Below are 17,526 nucleotides of genomic sequence, written 5' to 3'. Positions count from 1 at the left end.
GGCCCCCGCCGTGCCCATGTCCGAGCGCCCCATGCCCCCGGGCCTGGACGCCGCGGTGATGGACCCGTCCGTGAACCCCTGTGACGACTTCTACCAGTACGCGTGTGGCGGCTGGCTGAAGGCCACGGAGATCCCCGCCGAGCGCGCGCGCTGGAGCCGCGGCTTCGAGACGGTGGCCGAGCGCAACCAGACCGTGCTGCGCGACATCCTCTCCAAGGCCGCGGAAGGGCAGGGCGAGGGCACCGCGGAAGAGAAGAAGCTGGGCGACTTCTACGGCTCCTGCATGGACGAGGCGAAGCTGGAGCAGTCGCTGCCCACGCTGCGCACGTACCTGGCGAAGCTCAACGGCCTGAAGAGCCCGCAGGCGGTGGCCGGCGCGGTGGCCTGGCTGCACGCGCACGACGTGAACGCGCTGTTCCGCGTGGGGTCGGATCAGGACCAGAAGGACGCCACGCAGGTCATCGCCGTGGTGGATGCCGGGGGCCTGGGCCTGCCGGACCGCGACTACTACCTCAAGCCCGACGTGAAGATGCGCGAGGCGCGCAACGCCTATCAGGCGCACGTGCAGAAGGTCTTCGAGCTGTTGGGCGACGCGCCCTTCGTGGCCAGCCGCAAGGCCATTGGCATCCTCGCCATCGAGACGCGCCTGGCCAACGCGCGGCTGCCCAAGGACGAGCGCCGCGAGCCGGAGAAGGTCTACCACCGCCTGGAGCGCCAGGGCCTGAAGCAGCTGGCGCCCGCGTTCCAGTGGGACACGTACTTCGCGCAGGTGGGGCTGCCCGCGGGTGAAGCGCTCAACGTGACGGAGCCGAAGTTCTTCTCGGAGGTGTCCGCGCTGGTGCGTCAGCAGCGCCCGACGGACATGGGGCCGTACCTCTCCTACCACCTGGTGAAGGACGTGCAGACGGCGCTGCCCAAGGCGCTGCGCGACGAGTTCTTCCGCTTCGAGTCCACGGTGCTCACCGGCGCCAAGGCGGACCTGGCGCGCTGGAAGAAGTGCGTGGACGCCACGGACGAAGCGCTGCCGCACGCGCTGGCCAAGCCCTTCATCGCGCGCACCTTCGGCGCGGACGGCAAGGCCACCACGCTGGACATGGTCCAGCAGATTGAGCAGTCCTTCGAGCGCAACCTGGACACGCTGTCCTGGATGGACGCGGAGACCAAGGCGCAGGCGTTGGTGAAGGTGAAGAAGATCACCAACAAGATTGGCTACCCGGACCAGTGGCGCGGCTACGACGGGCTGACGGTGACGCGCGACTCGTACCTGGACAACGTGCTGGCGGCGGACGCCTTCGAGCAGGCGCGCCAGCTGCGCAAGGTGGGCCAGCCGGTGGACCGGCAGGAGTGGTTCATGTCGCCGCCCACGGTGAACGCCTACTACAACGCGGCCACCAACGAGATTGTCTTCCCGGCGGGCATCCTCCAGCCGCCGTTCTTCGGGCGGGACGCGTCCGCGGCGGTGAACTTCGGCGCCATGGGCATGGTGGTGGGCCACGAAATCACCCACGGCTTCGATGATGAAGGCCGCCAGTTCGACGCGGACGGCAACCTGCGCACGTGGTGGACCCCGGCGTCGGACAAGGCCTTCCGCGAGCGCGTGTCGTGCGTGAAGAACCAGTACGACCAGTACACCGCCGTGGACGACGTGAAGGTGAACGGCAAGCTCACCCTGGGCGAGAACGTCGCGGACCTGGGCGGCCTCAAGCTGGCGTACGCGGCCATGGAGTCCTACCTGGCGAAGCGCCCGGAGCAGGCGGCGAAGGCGAACTCGTACCGGTTCACCCCGGGGCAGCAGTTCTTCCTGGCGCACGCGCAATCGTGGTGCTCGAAGATTCGTAATGAAGCTGCGCGGCAGCGGGCGCTGACGGATTCGCACTCGCCGGCGTTCCTGCGCGTGAAGGGGCCGGACGTGAACCTGCCGCAGTTCCAGCAGGCCTTCTCCTGCCCCGCGGGGGCTCCGATGGTGGCGCCCGCTGCGAACCGCTGTGAGGTCTGGTAAGGCTTCGGCCCTACCTGGAGGACGTCATGGGAATCTGCTCGTGGCTGGTGTTGGGCGGTATCGCAGGCTGGCTGGCCAGCATCATCAAGGGCACCAACGCCCGGATGGGGATGTTCGCCAACATCGTCGCCGGCATCGTGGGTGCCATGCTGGGCGGCTGGGTGTTCAGCTTCTTCGGTGGCCGGGGCGTGACAGGCTTCAACCTGTACTCGCTGCTGGTGGCCACTGTGGGCGCGGTCATCCTGCTGTCCATCCTGCAAGCCATCCGGAAATAGCGCCCCCGGATGTCGCGCCCTTCGCTGCCTAGAAGAGCGACAGCTGGGGTGACGTGGAGGGCCGCGCGGGGCGCCGGAAGGTGTCCGGCGCGGCCTCCGTGATGGATGAGGCGCGCATGCCCACCTTGCGCGCCGACGTCGCGAAGAGCTGGTGGATGGTCTGGGCGTAGAGCCCTTCGCCGCGCATGCGGTGCTTGAAGCGGCTGTCGGTGAGCTCCCCGCCGCGCGTCTCGCGGATGCGGTGCAGCACCCGCTCCGCGCGCAGGGGCAGCTTCGCGCGCAGGCGCTCCTCGAAGACGGCCTGCACGGGGCCGGGAAGTCGCAAGAGCGTGTAGTGCGCGCGCGTGGCGCCGGCCTCACGGGCGGAGGTGAGCACCCGCGCGATGTCCTCGTCGTTGAGGCCAGGGATGATGGGGGCCACGGACACGGCCACGTCGATGCCGGCCTCCGTGAGCTTGCGGATGGTGGCCAGGCGCCGCTTCGGTGTGGCGACGAGCGGCTCCATGGCGCGCGCCAGCTCCTCGTTGTGGAAGGGGAGGCTGATGCTCACGAACAGCTTCGTCTCCGACGCCAGCCGCTGGAGCACGTCCAGGTCGCGCTCAATCAGCACGCCCTTGGTCACGATGCCCACGGGGTTGCGGTACTCGGCGCAGACCTCCAGGCACTGGCGGGTGAGCCGGAGCGACGCCTCCAGGGGCTGGTAGCAGTCCGTGACGCCGCTGAAGACGACCGTCTCTCCCTTCCACGACGGACGGTCGAAGGCTTCGCGCAACAACTCCGGGGCGTTGGGTTTGACGACGAGGCGCGTCTCGAAGTCCGTGCCCGCGCCGAAGTCCAGGTACTGGTGCGTGGGGCGCGCGTAGCAGTAGGCGCAGGCGTGGAGGCAGCCCCGGTACGGGTTGACGCTCCAGGAGAAGCACACGTCGGGGCTGTCGTTGCTCGCGATGATGGAGCGGCTGTGGTCCTCCCAGACTTCCAGGCGCGCGGGGGGAATCTCGTCCAGGTACTCCACCGCGGTGCTGGCCCAGGGGTTGGGCGGATTGTCGACGGGACGGGCCTTCACCCGGCCAGGGTGTGACTGAAATTGCGTTCAGTCAAGGTGCCAAAGCGCCTTTACAGCCTCGGGGCCGCGGCCAAGGCTGCCCGGATGGCGAACTACACGGTCAAGCTCTCCAAGGCGCCGAAGGGTCATGAGATTCCACCGCTGCTGGCGGATGTCGGCGCGTGGATTGGCAAGCAGTCCCATGGAACGCTGGGCTGGTTCGATGCGCTCTCTGCCGAGCCTGTTCCGAAGGAGTGGAACCCGGAGAAGGCGGACCGGCTTCACCGTGACGCCTTCGCGTTCCTCCAGCTTCCGGATGGCTCGCTGCTCGCGCTCGTGAACCCCGGCGCGGACGCTCCGTGGGCGGTGGCGTTGGTCGGTTCGGAGGGCGAGGCGCGGACGGTCGCGAACAGCCTCGAGGAGTTCCTGGCGCTGTGGGCCCGGGGCGAGACGGAGGTGTCCGACCTGGATGACGAAGAGGGGGCGTCTGGCCGCAAGGCGCTGGCTGCGTGGCTGAAGGCGAAGAAGGTCCGGGCTCCGAAGGCGAAGGACTTCGACTTCGCGGCCTGGCTGGACGGCGACGCCGTGCCCCCCGCGTCCGCGCCGCCCGCGACGGTGCACACCTTCGTTCCCACCGCGGTGATGAAGAAGCTCGGCCCGAAGGTCCAACAGTTGGCGGCGCTCATGGGACGGCGCGCGGACGACCCCGAAGTCATCGCCTATGTGACCGGTGTGCTTGGCAAGAAGGTGCCCGCGTCCACGAGTGAGCGCACCGATTCGGTGAACGTCGAAGCGGCGAAGCACGGAGTCGAAATCGTCTTCTCCCACGAAATCCTGAACGACGCCTTCCTGCCCATCCCGAAGACGGCCAAGACGTTCATCCCCTACGTCTCCTCCGCGTGGGTGCGCTCGAAGGTGGGCGAGGACGTCCTGGGCGTGCCGTGGAAGGTGAAGGCGGAGGCGGAGCTCACGAAGCTGCTCGGCCCGCCCACCGGTCGTAGCGCCGCCTTCGCTGACGAAGACGCGCTCACCGTCGCCTATTGGGACTTCGCGCTCGACACCGCGGAGCACGTGTGGCTCACGCTCGAGTTCGACGAGTCCCTCTCCGTCACCCTCGCCGTGGAGGGCGGGGGCGCCCTCGAGCGGTATCCCGACGTCACGACCGGGCTCTTCATTGGCTATGCCGCGACACGGGGCCTGCTTGATGCGTCGCGATTCCCGGCGCACCGCGCGCTGCTCGAGGCTGTCGCGACACGCAAGGCGAAGGGGTCGGAGTTCGTGAAGCAGGCGCTCCCGCGCGGCCTCTGGGACAACCACCTCCGTGAAGCGCCGGGCCTCCGCGAGCTGGCATGGCGGTGGTTCCACAACATGAACGGGCTGTGGATCACCGACGACCTCAAGAAGACGTTCGGAAAGCACGCGGGGCCGCACGGTCACGACGCGCCGAAGCTCGACGACGACACCTGGGACGCCGTCGACAAGGCGGCGCCGCTCCTCGACAAGCGCTTCGCGGAGTGGCTCGCGAAGTAGAGCTGGCCGTGGTCCGTCAGAGCAGCGGGCCACATCCGAGCGTCTTCTCCAGCGCGTCGCGCAGTTTCATCTTGAGCTGCGGCCGGCCCAGGGTGCCCCGCAGCGGGTTCAACTTGTTGCGCACCTCCGTGAGGTTCGCCACCGTCACGCCTTGCCCGGTCGCGGCGACGTAGGTGACGCCCTGGGTCCGCAGGGGCGAGAAGAAGTGCTGGCGGTTGTGGGGTTCGAACAGGGCCCCGGGGACCGCGTTGTGGTGGCCGCCGTACCACGTCAGCCAATCGAACAGGCCCTGGCCCATGGCATGGGCCTCCGTCCCCAGGGTGCCGTTCATGTTCTGGGTCATGCCCTCCGCGTGCGCGCGGCACATGTCCGTCGTCATCAGGAGCACGCGCGCCATGGGGGCCACGTTCTGGAACTGGTTGAGCCAGGCGTCCACCCGGCCCGTGTTGAGGGCGGTGACGATGCGGTCCACCTCCTCGCGGATGCCGGCCAGGATTTCGTTCGGGTACGTGGCGGCCTGGACCCAGGGGCCGTGGAGCGCGGTGCTGAACCCCGCGTTGACCTCCGTCTGATCATAGGGCGCGGACACGTTGCTGGCCTGCCACTGGCCCCGGTAGAGGTCGGTGGTGAAGACGCCGCCCACCATGCTGTGCGGCGGGGGGGCGATGCGGAGCACCTGGGACAGCGCGGCGTGGTTGATGGGGTTGTCGAGCGGCCCCGCGGGGTAGTTGAAGCCCATCTCCGCGTCGATGAGGTGGGGACCCTGGGCGGTGGTCATCACGTTCTCGTGATGGAGGTCGGTGATGCCAAACACCGCCGACACCGTGATGAGCCGGCCCAGCTTCCGGAAGTACGTGGGCTGATTCGCCAGGGCAATCTGCCGCGTCTTCGCGACCATCTGCATGTAGCCGTACTCCCCCCTCGCGTGCGGAAACGCGACGATGCGGATCGCCGGCAGGTCCGCGTCGAGCGTGGTGAAGAGGCTGTCGGTGTACGGCATCAGGGCGGGGTAGTGCGTGCGGCAGATTTGATACGACTGGGGGTCGCCCATGAGCAGCAATTGGAAGGTGAGGTCCGACGGCTTGTAGACGACGCGCCCTCCACAGGAGAACCGCAGCAGCGCGACGCGGTGGCCGGTGTGGTGGGGGTCGCTGCCCGTGACATTCACGTCGGCGAGGGTCCCGGTGATGCCGAAGGCATTCTGCAGCAGGGCGCTGTCTCCCATGATGCGGCTCACCAGCGAGGCTCCGAAGTCCACATGGGCTCGCACCATGTCCTGGATGATCCGCCAGACGCGATCCGCCGGAGTCTCCGCGAGCGTCGCCACCGAGCCCAGCGCGTTGCGGCCCAGGCTCCAGGCGAAGCTGAGCGGACGCAGGTTCCAGGCATTGTCCACCGCGCCCCATTCCCGGCGCGCGGACAGCCCGGCGGCCGCCGAGCAGGGGCCGTAGAGGTCCATCGCCGTGCGGTGGAGGAAGTTGTTCGCCAGCAGGATGCCCGTCAGGCGCTGGAGCCCCGCCAGCTTGAGCACGCCCGCCAGCTGGTTCACGACCTGCTTGAGGGCGTCCTTGATGAACGGCTTGACCGCGTTCACGTGCGGGGGCGCGCCCTGGATGACCGCAGTCCCCATGAACGTCGTCACTTCGTTCAGCGCGTCGTTGATCTCGGTGTCGTACATGGCGGAAGGGCCCAGGGGTTGGACGGGAATGTTCACGATACGGCCTTGCGAACTCCATCCGAGGGTGAATCGGGACAGGCGCGGGCTTACATGGGGCCTTTTGGTCTTGGTTGACAACATGAGCCCATGTTGTCAAAAGAGTCCATATGGCCGTGGATCCGAAGCCCCCCTCGAAGCCCTCGGATGATGCGCGGCGGCGCAAGCTGCTGGAGGCGTCGCTCGGGGTGTTCGTGCGCTTCGGCTATCGCAAGACGTCGATGGAGGAGGTGGCCCGGGCGGCGGATGTGTCCCGCCAGGGCCTCTACCTGCACTTCGCCACCAAGGAGGAGCTGTTCCGGGCGGCGGTGGAGTACGCGCTCGGCAACCACCTGGAGGCGGCGCTCGCGGCGCTGACGGCTACGGAGCGCCCGCTGGAGGCCCGGCTGGTGGCCGCGCTCGACGAGCGGTTGGGCTGCTACATCGGACAGATGGGGGCGGATGCCTCGGACCTCATCGAGACCAGCGGCGTCCTCACGGGCTCGCTCCTGGCCAGCCACGATGCCCGGTTCGAGAAGGCCCTGGCCCGGGCGCTCTCCGATTCGCAGTTGATGGCCGTCTATGCGTCCGCCGGACTCACCGCGCCGCAGCTCGCGCGGACGCTGCACGCCACCGCGCGCGGCTGGAAGCACACGTGCACCTCGCGCGAAGCCTTCGTTGAGCAGATCACCGTCGCGGTGCGGATGTTGTTCGCGCCGCTGCGCCAGGGCCGCTGACGCGCCCCTCCTTGTCGTTCCCTCGTTGCTTGCCGCACGGAGGCCTCTCCCATGAGCGAAGCTCTACCTTTCGGTGCCCGTTCCACGGCGGAGGATGTGCTCGCAGGGGTTGACCTGAAGGGGCGCACCTTCCTGCTCACGGGTTGCAACGCCGGTCTTGGCGCGGAGACCCTGCGAGTGCTCACCGCGCATGGAGGACACGTCATCGGGCTCGCGCGTTCGCTTGAACAGGCGCGGGAGGCGTGTGACCGGGTAGGGGGCTCGACGACGCCTGTCGCCTGCGACCTGGGGAACGTGGCCTCGGTGCTTTCCGCAGTGGAGACCGTCCGCGCGCTGGGCCGTCCGCTGGATGCCATCATCGCCAACGCGGGGGTGATGGCTCCCCCGAAGCTCGAACTCCGGTATGGCGTCGAGCAGCAGTTCTTCGTCAACCACCTGGCCCACTTCCTCCTCGTGAACCGGCTGGTCGACCGGGTGCCGGACCGCACGGGCCGCATCGTGGTCCTCAGCAGCAGCGCGGGCGTCAACCAGGCGCCCCGCGAGGGAATCCAGTTCGACAACCTGGACGGGCATCGCGGCTACAAGCCCGTGGCCTTCTACGGCCAGTCGAAGCTCGCCAACGCGCTGTTCGCCCGGGAGTTGTCGCGCCGGCTCGCGGACCGGGGCATCTGCGTCAACTCCCTGCACCCGGGCGCGGTGCGCACCTCGCTCACGCGGAGCGTGGGCTTTCCGCTCACCCTCATCCTGCCGGTGGCCCGGCTGTTCATGAAGTCCGTCGAAGAGGGCGCGGCGACGCAGACGCTGCTCGCCGCGAGCCCCCGCGTGGACGGCCTCACCGGGAAGTACTGGGCCGACTGCCAGGAGGCCCGGGGCCACAGGCTGTTGGAGGATGCCGCGTTCGCCCAGCGCCTCTGGACCGTCTCCGAGGACCTGTTGCGCCCTCTCGGATGAAGGGCATGGTCTCCAGGACATGGAACCCCGGAAACACGAAGGCCGGTGGTTCCGTGAAGGAACCACCGGCCTGTGTCTCTTCAGAGCGGCGGAAGGGATTCGAACCCTCGACCCCGAGCTTGGGAAGCTCGTGCTCTACCAACTGAGCTACCACCGCAGGTGATGCGCGAAGCGAGGCCCAAAGTAGGGGCGGGGCCCTGCCTTGTCAACGGGAAGAATCGCCTGGGTCTTCTACTGGAATGGTCTCCGCGCACGCGGGGCATGACGCGGTTCCTCCCAGGCACCGCAGCCATGTGGCCGCACGGGCGTGTCCCGCGTGCAGGCTCAACGCGAGCAGCTGCTCCCGAGGCCCCGCCCCCTCGTCCGAGGGGGCGGTCCGCTCCGGTGCGGGTGTCACCGGAAGGCGGCGGGCTCCGGGCTTGAATGCGGCGTTGGGCTCCGCCGAAATGCTCATTCCCTCATCTTCGGGAAGAAGGACCAGCGGGACTCCGCACTTCGGGCACGTCGTTTCCAGCTGGCCGGCCGCGAGCCCGTCGATCTGGTACCCGAGCCGCTTCCATCCGGACAGGCCGGCCAGGGCCATGAGCAGGTGGAGATGGGTCGTCAGGCGGGGCGTGGCGCCCCTCAGCTCCTCCAGCGCCAGCCGTCGTGCATGCTCGATGGCTGTCCGGTAGTCAGCCCGGAACTCCTCGGGCACGGCGTCCGCTGGCCCTTCAAGCGCGATGATGCCAACGAAGAGCGCGCATTCCTGCCGCGTCACGGGCCCTGGATGCGCAAGGGCCACCTCCACGACGTGAGGGATCGCGGCATACGCACCCGAGAAGATCGAGCCCGGGTGGTAGAGGGCCTTCCAGAGTTCACCCCACCACAGGCTTTCGTCCTCGGGATGCTCCCTCAGTTGGCGGAGCAATCCCGGGACGTGGGAGGCAGGGCCCTTGGCCGTCTCCAGTGCATGCCACCGTGGCGAGTCGAGTGGCAGCACGTCGGGCTACTCCCCCTCTTCGACGGTCAGCTGGTACGAGTCCTGGAAGTTCGCCTCGCGGTTCTTCGCGTCGCGCACTTCGAAGACGTAGACGCCCGGCTCGGCGCTGTAGCGGATGGTCTCCGGCAGGTCACCCTTGGCGCGGTCGGACGTCTGCACCAGGGTCAGCTTTCCGTCCGGCTGCACCCGGTGCAGGTAGAGCCCCACGTCCACCTTCAGGATGCCCAGCAGCGTCGCGGTGATGGCCGTGCGCACCGGCCGGTCGGACAGGTCCACCCGGAAGAAGTCCACGTCCTTCGCCGGGTACACCGTGCCGCGCACCGCCTTGCCCAACGTCAGGTCCTGCGCGCGGTCGGCGGTGTTGTTGGGCTCGCGCTCCTCGCCGCCGTTGTCCGGCACCGTCGTCACGCTGATTCGGTAGGGCTGGTCCGCGTTCTCGAAGTCCTTCACGAACTTGCCGTTCACCTTCCGGAACGAGCCCTCCACCCGGAAGTAGCAGGTGCCGTTGCACGCCACGTTGTTCAGCCGCTCCGGCTCCTTGAGGGCGCCGTCGTTGGCCTTGAGGAGCACCGTCTCCTTCTGCCCGTCACCCTGCGGCGGCTCCACCATCGACAGCGTCAGGTCCAACCGGTCCACGCCCGACAGCTCCACCTTCGCCAGCACCGGCTCGCGCGTCGTCAGCACGTAGTTGTCCACGTCCGACTTGGGCGACAGGAAGCCCTCGCGGAAGCCCGCGCCCGTCAGCGGCGTGGCCTTGAGCAGCTCGTCGTTGGGCTCCAGCTCCGCGTGCGCCCCCGCCTCCTCCTGGGACACCGTCAGCGTGTAGGGCACCTGCGCGTTGTACGTGCGCCGCTGCGCCTTGCCCGTCCCCGTCCAGCCGCCCTTCACCACCACGTAGACCACCCGGTCCGTGGCCCTCACTCCGATGTTGCGCAGCGCGAGCGGCTCGCCCTCCTTGCCTTGCAGGGTGAAGAGCGGCGCCTCCGCGGCGGACAGGACCGAAATCTCCGGCCGCACGCCCTCCACGGCGGACAACTCAATCTTCAGCGCCACCGACGGCACCTCCGGCTCAAGGGGCGGGAGACCCGCGTCCGCCGCCTGGGCCGCCACCGCCGCGCCCAGCTCTCCGGGCGCCGTGGGCGTCGCGCCCTCCGGCGGCTGAGCGGGCGGCTCTCCGCCACCGAACGTGCCCTCGGGGGAGGGCGCCGCGTTGTCGTCGATGACCGGCGTCTCGTCCGGCACGGACGGCGGAGGCACGGCCGCGGGCGTCGAGCCCGGAGCCGGCGCACCCGGGGCCTCGGGCGTCGCGCCTGGAGCGGGTGCTCCGCTGTCCTGGACCGCGGGGACTTCACCCTCGGGCATGGCGGGGCCGGGCAGCTCCACCCGGTACCAGTCCTCGTCTCCGGAGTGCCCCAGGAACGCCGTCACCGTCTGCCCCAGCGGCAGCGCGGCGGCGTCCACAGCGCGGTCGTTGGGCTCGCGCTCCTCGCCGTCGTTGGGCTGGCGGTACTTCACCTCCAGCGTGTACGCCCCGCCCGTGCCCTTGCGCGCGGGCGACACCACCAGCCAGCGCTCCTTCTCCACGTAGAGGTTCGGAAGGCGCTCTCCCTTGCCCTCGCCCTCGCTGTTCACTCCCACCAGCCGGTTGCGGTCCTGGTCGTAGACGTCCAGCTTCACGTCCCCGCCGGGCAGGCCCGTCACCGTCACGTCCGCGATGCGCGGAGTGCCGGGGGCCAGCCGGTACCAGTCCTCATCCAGCTTGTTGGGCTCCGCCGCCAGACCGCCCGTCACCACGCTGTCGCGGGTAATCGGCAGCGCCTGGTCGGGCCGCTCGTTGGGTTCCTTCTCCGTGAGGGCGGAGGGGCCCGTCTCCTCCACGCCCGCGTCCGGCACCTCCGCAGGCACGTCCTTCTTGCATGCGGCCACCCCCAGCAGCCCCACGACACAGACCCAGCCCCAACGTCGCATCACGTCTTCCTCCTCGGTCGGTCCGCCTTGTCGGCCTGGGCGTGTCCGGGTGTCAAGCGCCCCCAACCCCTGGCGGGCCGCTTTCATCCTCGCCCCCGGCGCGTCACATGGACAACGCCAGGCCCTCCTTCGCGGCCCGCCTTGAGGTCCGGTGGTGGCGGAAGGTGCACACCCGGACTGGAGCCCCGGGGTGGGGACGATCCAAGATGCGCCCCATGCGACGCCTGTCCCTGGCCTGCCTGCTGTTCGTGTCTCCGTCCGTCCTCGCCGCCGCGCCCGCCGCGCCCGGCTATGCCCAGGCGGAGGCCTGGCTGGAGAAGGAGGGGCGCCCGGACCACTACGTGCCCCTCAACATGCTGGACGGCCGGGACACCACCGTCTGGTGCGCGGAAGGGGAGAAGCCCTCCCACGTCTTCATCGGCTTCAAGGAGCCCGTCACCCTGGACGAGGTGCGCGTCTACACGGGCGACGGGACCTCCCGCGACGCCTTCAAGGCCAACGGCCGCGTGCGCAAGTTCACCCTCACCAGCGTGGACGCGTCCCGCAGCGTCACCGTGCAGGACAAGCGGGGCCTGCAGGCCGTGCCCCTGTCCCAGCCGCTGTTCGGCGCGCGCTTCATCCTGGAGGTCGCGGACCGCTTCCCCGGTGCCAAGGAGGACAGCCCGGTGTGCCTCACCGACCTGGTCCTCTACTCGGGCGGAAAGCCCCTCAACGGCCCCGCGCTGGCCACCCGCTACAAGTACGACGCGCGCGTGGCCCCGCTCGTGGGCACCTGGTTCGGCGGGCATGAAGGCGCTCCGGAGCGCTTCCTGTCCTTCTTCGTGGACGGCACCTGGCGCTTCTCGCTGGAGCCCCTGGAGACGCCGGAGCCCACCACCGTCGTCAGCGGCACCTACACGGTGTCCGGCAACAAGGTGACGTTGGACATCCCGAAGAAGGGCAAGGTGACGGCCCGCTTCGAGCGGACCGCCGCTGGCGAGGGGCCGAAGGCGGCCGCCGCGCTGTCGCTGGACGGGACGCTCCCCGAGGAGTGGGGAAGCGCCTTCCGCGGCAAGCCTTGAGAACCACCGGGCGCCTGGGAGAACCGGGCGCCCGCCAGGCCTGGCGGCCTAGATGGCCGCCTTGGACTTCCGCTTCGCGTCGAAGTTGCGGAAGAAGGTGACGATCTCCTGCTCGGCGGCCTTGGTGTCCGCCGCGTCCGCGAACTCCGACTCCAGGAAGATGCCGCCGCAGGACTCGCAGGTGTCGTAGTGCAGCGGATGCTTCCGGTCGCCACCATCGATGCGTACGAAGTCCACCTGGCAGTCCGGGCACTGCCCTGTCAGGGCCTCCGCGTCGACCTTGCCCCCGAGTAGCTCCAGACCGGGCAGGTTGTTGTGAAGGAGGATGCGGCGCAGGTCCGAAACATCGGTCCACAGGCCTCCGCAGTCTCCACACTTCCGCAACGTCTCGTGATCTCCTTCGAGATCAGTCATCTCGACGCTGCAACCGGGGCAATTCATGGGGCGGCTCGTTCTCCTGAAAGGGGGGAGCGGAAGGTGCTCCCCAGTGAATGGAGAATGATAAGTCGCCCAAAAATTGGGATGCAACCCGTGCGGCGGCTTCTGTTGGCAACGTGCCGTCGGCCGGCCCCCTAGGCTCAGGCCCGCTCCTTCACCCGGCGGATGTCCGCCCCCAGGCCCCGCAGTTTGCGCTCCAGCCGCTCGTACCCGCGGTCCAGGTGGTAGACGCGGCTGACCTCGGTCTGCCCGTCAGCCCGCAGGCCAGCCAGGATGAGCGACGCGCTGGCGCGCAGGTCGGTGGCCATCACCTGCGCCCCGCTGAGCGCCTTCACGCCCTTCACCACCGCCGTGTGCCCCTGGATGGTGATGTCCGCGCCCAGCCGGTGCAGCTCCGGCACGTGCATGAAGCGGTTCTCGAAGATGTTCTCGGAGATGACGGACGTGCCGTGGCTCACCGTCATCAGCGCCATCAACTGCGCCTGCATGTCCGTGGGGAAGCCCGGGTGCTCCGTGGTGGTGATGTTCACCGACTTGAGGGACCTGGGCGCCTTGCAGCGCAGGCCCCCGCCCTCGGCGGTGATGGTGCAGCCCGCCTCGCGCAGCTTGTCGATGACCGCGTCCAGGTGCTCCGGCCGTGCGTGCTTCACCAGCACGTTGCCCCCGCTGATGGCCGCCGCGACCAGCAGCGTGCCCGCCTCGATGCGGTCCGGCAGGATGGCGTGCTCCACCGGGTTCAGGGAGTCCACGCCCTCGATGGTGATGATGGACGTGCCCGCCCCCTCCACCTTCGCGCCCATCTTGTTGAGGACCCGCGCCAGCTCCTCCACCTCCGGCTCGCGCGCGCAGTTCTCCATCACCGTGCGGCCCTTCGCGAGCACCGCCGCCATCATCACGTTCTCCGTGCCGGTGACGGTGATGACGTCGAAGTTCACCATGCCGCCCTTGAGCTGCTTGGCCCGGGCCTCCACGTAGCCTTCCGTCAGGTGGATGTCCGCGCCCAGCGCCTTCAGGCCCTTGAGGTGCTGGTCGATGGGACGCGCGCCAATGGCGCACCCGCCCGGCATGGACACGCGCGCCCGGCCGAAGCGTGCCACGAGCGGCCCCAGCACCAGGACGCTGGCGCGCATGGTCTTCACCAGGTCGTAGGGGGCCTCCGGGGTGATGTTCCCCGCGATGCTGATTTCACACGTGTCCGCCTTCTTGCCGGTGAGCCGCGCGGCCTCGCAGCCCATCGTGCGGAGCACCTCCAGCATCGTGGCCACGTCCGCCAGGTCCGGCACGTTGCGGAAGGTGGTGGTGCCATCCGCCAGCAGCGCGGAGGCCAGGATGGGCAGCGCCGCGTTCTTCGCGCCGGAGACCTCCACCTCGCCGTGCAGCGCGGTGCCACCCTTCATGACGATCTTGTCCATGTCTTTGACGTGCCTTCTCGTGCGTGCGGTTGCCGGGCCGCGTGTCCCGTGGCCGTCAGGCCGCGGGCTGTGTCCCGAACGCCATGCGTTCACGCCGTTCCAGGTCCTTCTCCACGCGCGCGTCGGAGTAGCCCGCGGCCCGCAGGAGCTCCAGGACGGCGCTTCCCTGGGTCTCACCCATCTCCAATGCAAGCAATCCGCCAGGCTCCAGCACCCGCCGGGCGCCCTCAATCACCCGCCGCAGCGCGACCAGTCCGTCCGGCCCGCCATCCAGCGCCAGCCGGGGCTCGCGCCGCACCTCGGCGGACAGCCCGGCGATGTCGCCCGAGTCGATGTACGGCGGGTTCGACACCACCACCCGGAACGTCGCGTCCGGGGGCAGGGGAGAGAACAGGTCGCCCTCCAGCACGCTCACGCGCTCGGCCACGCCCAGGGCCTGCGCGTTCTCACGCGCCAGCGCGCACGCGTCCCTGGACAGGTCCGTGGCCAGCACCGTCGCCTGGGGCCGCTCCGCCGCCACGCTGATGGCGATGCAGCCGGAGCCCGTGCACACGTCCAGCACGCGGCTGGGCGCATCCTTCGGCACCGAGTGCAGCACCGCCTCCACCAGCAGCTCCGTCTCCGGCCGGGGGATGAGCACGCGCGCGTCCACCTTGAACGGGCGGTTGTAGAACTCCTTCGTGCCCGTCAGGTAGTTCGTGGGCTCGCCCGCCATCCGGCGCTCGATGAGTGCCTTGAAGGCGGCCAGCTCGTCCTTGGACAGCGGCCGGTCCAGGTCCACGTACAGGCGCACGCGGCCTGTCTTGAGCACGTGCGCGAGCAGGATTTCCGTCGTGAGCCGGGGCGCGTCCACCCCGCGCTTCTCGAAGTGCCCCGTCGTCCAGGTAAGGAGCCGGCGGATGGTCCAGACGTCGCTCATGCTTCGCTGGCGGGACGCCCGCCGCCCGTCTGCGCCTTGAGGGCTTCGGCCTGGTAGTGGGTGCGGCAGGCGGTAATCACTTCGTCCACGTTGCCCACCATGATGGCCGGCAGGTTGTGCACGGTGAGGCCGATGCGGTGGTCGGTGAGCCGGTCCTGCGGGAAGTTGTAGGTGCGGATCTTCTCGCTGCGGTCGCCCGTGCCCACCTGGCCGCGGCGCATGGAGTCGCGCTCGTTGCGGATGCGCTCCTGCTCCATGTCGTAGAGCTTCGCGCGCAGCATGCGCAGGGCCATGGCGCGGTTCTTCCCCTGGCTCTTCTCCTGCTGGCACTTCACCACGATGCCGGACGGCTTGTGGATGAGGCGCACCGCGGAGTCCGTGGTGTTGACGCTCTGGCCACCGGCGCCCGTGGAGCGCATCACCTGCATCTCGATGTCCGCGGGGTTGATCTGCACGTCCACGTCCTCCGCCTCCGGCATCACCGACACGGTGATGGTGGAGGTGTGGATGCGCCCTTGCGTCTCCGTGGCCGGCACGCGCTGGACGCGGTGGACGCCGGACTCGTACTTGAGCTGGCTGAACACGGCGTCCCCGGAGAGCGTCACCGTGGCGTCCTTCACGCCGCCCGCGTTGCCCGCGCTCATGTCCAGGATGTCCGCCTTCCATCCCTTGCGGTCCGCGTAGCGCAGGTACATCTGCATGACCTCTTCGGCGAAGAGGGCCGCCTCGTCGCCACCCGCGCCCGCGCGGATCTCCAGGATGACGTTCTTCTCGTCATTGGGATCCTTGGGCAGCAGGAGGATCTTCAGCGCGGCTTCCTGCTCCTCGCGCTGCTCCTTGAGGCCCGGCAGGGACTCCTTGGCGTAGGCCTTCTCGTCGGGGTCGGAGCTGGACAGCCACGACTCCACCTCCGACAGGTCCGCCAGCACCTTGCGGTAGCCGCGGAAGGTCTCGACGAGCCTCTCCAGCCCGGCGCGCTCCTTGGACACCTTCTGGAGCTTCGCCGTGTCGGCGAGGATATCGGGGTTCGACAGGTCGGCCGTGAGCCGCTCGAAGCGGCGCTCGACCTCTTCCAATTTGTCAATCATGCGTGGTTCCCGGGGCGTCTTGCCCCGTTGGGCGCCCCGTGGCAAGGGCCGAGGGCGTCAAGGAAAACCTTGGCCGTATGGGCAGCGGCATGTAGAACGGCCCCCGTCGCCGCCCGGTGCGGCTTGAATCACGCTCAACACGGAGTCCTTCCACATGGCCGCACAGAAGGGGAATCGTTCCAAGAAGAAGCTGAAGAACCGCGCCAAGACCCGGAAGGCGCAGCTGAAGCGCCGCCGCACGCGCTTCAAGCGCGGCCAGCGCAACAACAAGTAGTCCTGGAAGCTACTGCCCCCCTCTCACACTGGAGGAGGGGGGCGGCTGGCTCCCTGCTCCCCCGGCTTCCAACGCGGGGAGCATCCGCTCCAGCCCCGGCGTCCCCTGCGACGCGGTGCGCAGCAGCGTCATCACCCCATCGGCCTCGGCACCCGTGACGGGCACCGGCTGGACGGGGAACTCGGGGTAGCGGTCGGTCCTGAGGGGCAGCACGTCACTGGAGACATAACCCGTGGAGTCGAAGCGCGCCCGCCACAGGACGCTGCGCTTGTCCCGGGGGTTCCAGTTCCCGCCGAACACGAAGTTGCCCAGCGAGTAGAGCACCGGCTTGCCCTGGTACAGCTCCATGGACTGGAGCACGTGCGGGTGGCTGCCCAACACCCCCGCCGCCCCCGCGTCGATGGCCGCGTGCGCCAGCCGCACCTGGTACGGCTCCGGGGTGGTGTTGCCCTCGATGCCCCAGTGGAAGAAGGGCAGCACCAGGTCCGCCTGGGCCTTCGCCGCGGCGATGTCCTCGCGCAGCATCCGCTCCATCACCTCCACGTCGGAGAAGTGCCCGGCCACACCCGGCGTGGTGTCCGTGGCGTAGACCTCCCGGGGTTCGATGTTGCGCGTGCCCAGGAAGAAGTAGCCCAGGAACGCGACGCGCAGGCCCCCCACGGTGAGGATGGCCGGGCGGCGCGCCTCCGCCAGGGTGCGGCCGGCCCCGAAGTAGGGGATGCGCGCGGCCTCCAGGGAGGTGAGGGTGTCCAGGAGCCCCTGGGCGCCGTAGTCCATCATGTGGTTGTTGGCCAGGCTCACCACGCCCACGCGGCCCGCGGTGAGCACGTTCACCAGCTCCGGCCGCGCGCGGAAGTTGAAGTTCTTGGGCAGCTTCACCGTGCTGTCCGTGTACGGGCACTCCAGGTTCACGACGAACAGGTCGCCGGAGTCCACGATGGGCATCACCTCGCGGAAGCCGTACGCGAACATCTCCTCGCGCGTCCTCCCCTTGGCCACCTGATCCTCGAAGTACTCCTCGTAGTGGTAGCCCACCGTCACGTCGCCGCCCACCACCAGGGTCACCGGGCGGGCGAGGGCTGGAGGGGTCGGCTGGCCAGCGGGATGTCCGGTATCGGACCCGGCCGGCGGAGCGGAGGCGGCCTCGGGCGGCGGGG

15 protein-coding genes and 1 tRNA gene are annotated in these 17,526 nt (G+C 69.2%); 6 read left to right on the top strand and 10 right to left on the bottom strand.

From position 1 onward, the window contains the following. Both D7Y11_RS34530 and D7Y11_RS34525 read left to right on the top strand, forming a co-directional pair. Positions 1–1,999, top strand: a 1,999-nt coding sequence (locus tag D7Y11_RS34530) for a M13 family metallopeptidase (RefSeq protein WP_148139252.1), incomplete at its 5' end; no start/stop codon positions are given. Positions 2,000–2,025: 26 nt separating this feature from the next. Continuing rightward, on the top strand, positions 2,026–2,274 hold the full coding sequence (locus tag D7Y11_RS34525) for a GlsB/YeaQ/YmgE family stress response membrane protein (RefSeq protein ID WP_120581452.1): 249 nt from the start codon (positions 2,026–2,028) through the stop codon (positions 2,272–2,274). Positions 2,275–2,302: 28 nt separating this feature from the next. On the opposite strand, the gene D7Y11_RS34520 is transcribed toward D7Y11_RS34525, so the two are convergent. Next, the gene (locus tag D7Y11_RS34520; protein WP_126935808.1) at positions 2,303–3,337 is read right to left on the bottom strand and encodes a PA0069 family radical SAM protein; all 1,035 of its coding nucleotides are present in this window, start codon (positions 3,335–3,337) and stop codon (positions 2,303–2,305) included. An 84-nt stretch (positions 3,338–3,421) separates the two neighbouring features. Here D7Y11_RS34520 and D7Y11_RS34515 point away from each other — a divergent pair, with 84 nt between their 5' ends. Further along, the gene (locus tag D7Y11_RS34515) at positions 3,422–4,846 is read left to right on the top strand and encodes a hypothetical protein (protein WP_126935807.1); all 1,425 of its coding nucleotides are present in this window, start codon (positions 3,422–3,424) and stop codon (positions 4,844–4,846) included. Positions 4,847–4,862: 16 nt separating this feature from the next. On the opposite strand, the gene D7Y11_RS34510 is transcribed toward D7Y11_RS34515, so the two are convergent. Further along, on the bottom strand, positions 4,863–6,560 hold the full coding sequence (locus D7Y11_RS34510; RefSeq protein WP_158620765.1) for a DUF4135 domain-containing protein: 1,698 nt from the start codon (positions 6,558–6,560) through the stop codon (positions 4,863–4,865). A 116-nt stretch (positions 6,561–6,676) separates the two neighbouring features. On the opposite strand from D7Y11_RS34510, the gene D7Y11_RS34505 reads away from it, so the two are divergent. Then, positions 6,677–7,276, top strand: a complete 600-nt coding sequence (locus tag D7Y11_RS34505; RefSeq protein ID WP_158627580.1) for a TetR/AcrR family transcriptional regulator — start codon at positions 6,677–6,679, stop codon at positions 7,274–7,276. A 51-nt stretch (positions 7,277–7,327) separates the two neighbouring features. After that, on the top strand, positions 7,328–8,227 hold the full coding sequence (locus D7Y11_RS34500; RefSeq protein ID WP_126935806.1) for an SDR family NAD(P)-dependent oxidoreductase: 900 nt from the start codon (positions 7,328–7,330) through the stop codon (positions 8,225–8,227). A gap of 84 nt (positions 8,228–8,311) precedes the next feature. On the opposite strand, the gene D7Y11_RS34495 is transcribed toward D7Y11_RS34500, so the two are convergent. The 3 genes from D7Y11_RS34495 to D7Y11_RS34485 all read right to left on the bottom strand — a co-directional run bounded on the left by D7Y11_RS34495 (position 8,312) and on the right by D7Y11_RS34485 (position 11,177). Next, positions 8,312–8,384: transfer RNA gene (locus D7Y11_RS34495), tRNA-Gly, on the bottom strand. Positions 8,385–8,432: 48 nt separating this feature from the next. Further along, positions 8,433–9,209 carry a hypothetical protein gene (locus D7Y11_RS34490; RefSeq protein WP_126935805.1) on the bottom strand — a complete coding sequence of 259 codons (777 nt, stop codon included), beginning with the start codon at positions 9,207–9,209 and terminating at the stop codon, positions 8,433–8,435. 6 nt (positions 9,210–9,215) lie between these two features. Continuing rightward, positions 9,216–11,177, bottom strand: a complete 1,962-nt coding sequence (locus D7Y11_RS34485; RefSeq protein WP_126935809.1) for an ABC transporter substrate-binding protein — start codon at positions 11,175–11,177, stop codon at positions 9,216–9,218. Between the two features lie 215 nt (positions 11,178–11,392). On the opposite strand from D7Y11_RS34485, the gene D7Y11_RS34480 reads away from it, so the two are divergent. Continuing rightward, positions 11,393–12,238: a discoidin domain-containing protein gene (locus D7Y11_RS34480; RefSeq protein ID WP_233607476.1), complete on the top strand. Its 846-nt coding sequence runs from the start codon at positions 11,393–11,395 to the stop codon at positions 12,236–12,238. A 48-nt stretch (positions 12,239–12,286) separates the two neighbouring features. Here the strand turns inward: D7Y11_RS34480 and D7Y11_RS34475 are convergent, their stop codons facing one another. The 5 genes from D7Y11_RS34475 to D7Y11_RS34455 form a co-directional block, all read right to left on the bottom strand. Further along, entirely contained in the window at positions 12,287–12,679 is a 393-nt protein-coding gene (locus tag D7Y11_RS34475; protein ID WP_120598226.1) for a zf-TFIIB domain-containing protein, read from the bottom strand. Positions 12,680–12,816: 137 nt separating this feature from the next. Beyond that, entirely contained in the window at positions 12,817–14,088 is a 1,272-nt protein-coding gene (murA, locus tag D7Y11_RS34470) for a UDP-N-acetylglucosamine 1-carboxyvinyltransferase (RefSeq protein WP_120580947.1), read from the bottom strand. 55 nt (positions 14,089–14,143) lie between these two features. Next, complete coding sequence (gene prmC / locus D7Y11_RS34465) at positions 14,144–15,007, bottom strand: peptide chain release factor N(5)-glutamine methyltransferase (RefSeq protein WP_126935803.1); 864 nt, start codon at positions 15,005–15,007, stop codon at positions 14,144–14,146. After that, entirely contained in the window at positions 15,004–16,095 is a 1,092-nt protein-coding gene (gene prfA, locus D7Y11_RS34460; RefSeq protein WP_120580945.1) for a peptide chain release factor 1, read from the bottom strand. The genes prmC and prfA overlap by 4 nt, the downstream gene beginning before the upstream one ends. A 283-nt stretch (positions 16,096–16,378) precedes the next feature. Further along, a partial coding sequence (locus tag D7Y11_RS34455) for a CapA family protein (RefSeq protein ID WP_233607475.1) occupies positions 16,379–17,526 on the bottom strand: 1,148 nt, incomplete at its 5' end.

The organism is Corallococcus sp. AB018 (assembly GCF_003986945.1).
GTDB lineage: Bacteria > Myxococcota > Myxococcia > Myxococcales > Myxococcaceae > Corallococcus > Corallococcus exiguus.
Note: the sequence above shows the minus strand (reverse complement) of the source record. Positions and strands in the feature narration are given on the sequence as shown.

Excerpts from the sequence above, each read along its gene's own strand:
- murA (WP_120580947.1), bottom strand. The coding sequence starts at position 14,088 with ATGGACAAGATCGTCATGAAGGGTGGCACCGCGCTGCACGGCGAGGTG.
- D7Y11_RS34485 (WP_126935809.1), bottom strand. The coding sequence starts at position 11,177 with ATGCGACGTTGGGGCTGGGTCTGTGTCGTGGGGCTGCTGGGGGTGGCC.
- prfA (WP_120580945.1), bottom strand. The coding sequence starts at position 16,095 with ATGATTGACAAATTGGAAGAGGTCGAGCGCCGCTTCGAGCGGCTCACG.
- D7Y11_RS34515 (WP_126935807.1), top strand. The coding sequence starts at position 3,422 with ATGGCGAACTACACGGTCAAGCTCTCCAAGGCGCCGAAGGGTCATGAG.
- D7Y11_RS34480 (WP_233607476.1), top strand. The coding sequence starts at position 11,393 with ATGCGACGCCTGTCCCTGGCCTGCCTGCTGTTCGTGTCTCCGTCCGTC.
- D7Y11_RS34500 (WP_126935806.1), top strand. The coding sequence starts at position 7,328 with ATGAGCGAAGCTCTACCTTTCGGTGCCCGTTCCACGGCGGAGGATGTG.
- D7Y11_RS34525 (WP_120581452.1), top strand. The coding sequence starts at position 2,026 with ATGGGAATCTGCTCGTGGCTGGTGTTGGGCGGTATCGCAGGCTGGCTG.
- prmC (WP_126935803.1), bottom strand. The coding sequence starts at position 15,007 with ATGAGCGACGTCTGGACCATCCGCCGGCTCCTTACCTGGACGACGGGG.
- D7Y11_RS34475 (WP_120598226.1), bottom strand. The coding sequence starts at position 12,679 with ATGAATTGCCCCGGTTGCAGCGTCGAGATGACTGATCTCGAAGGAGAT.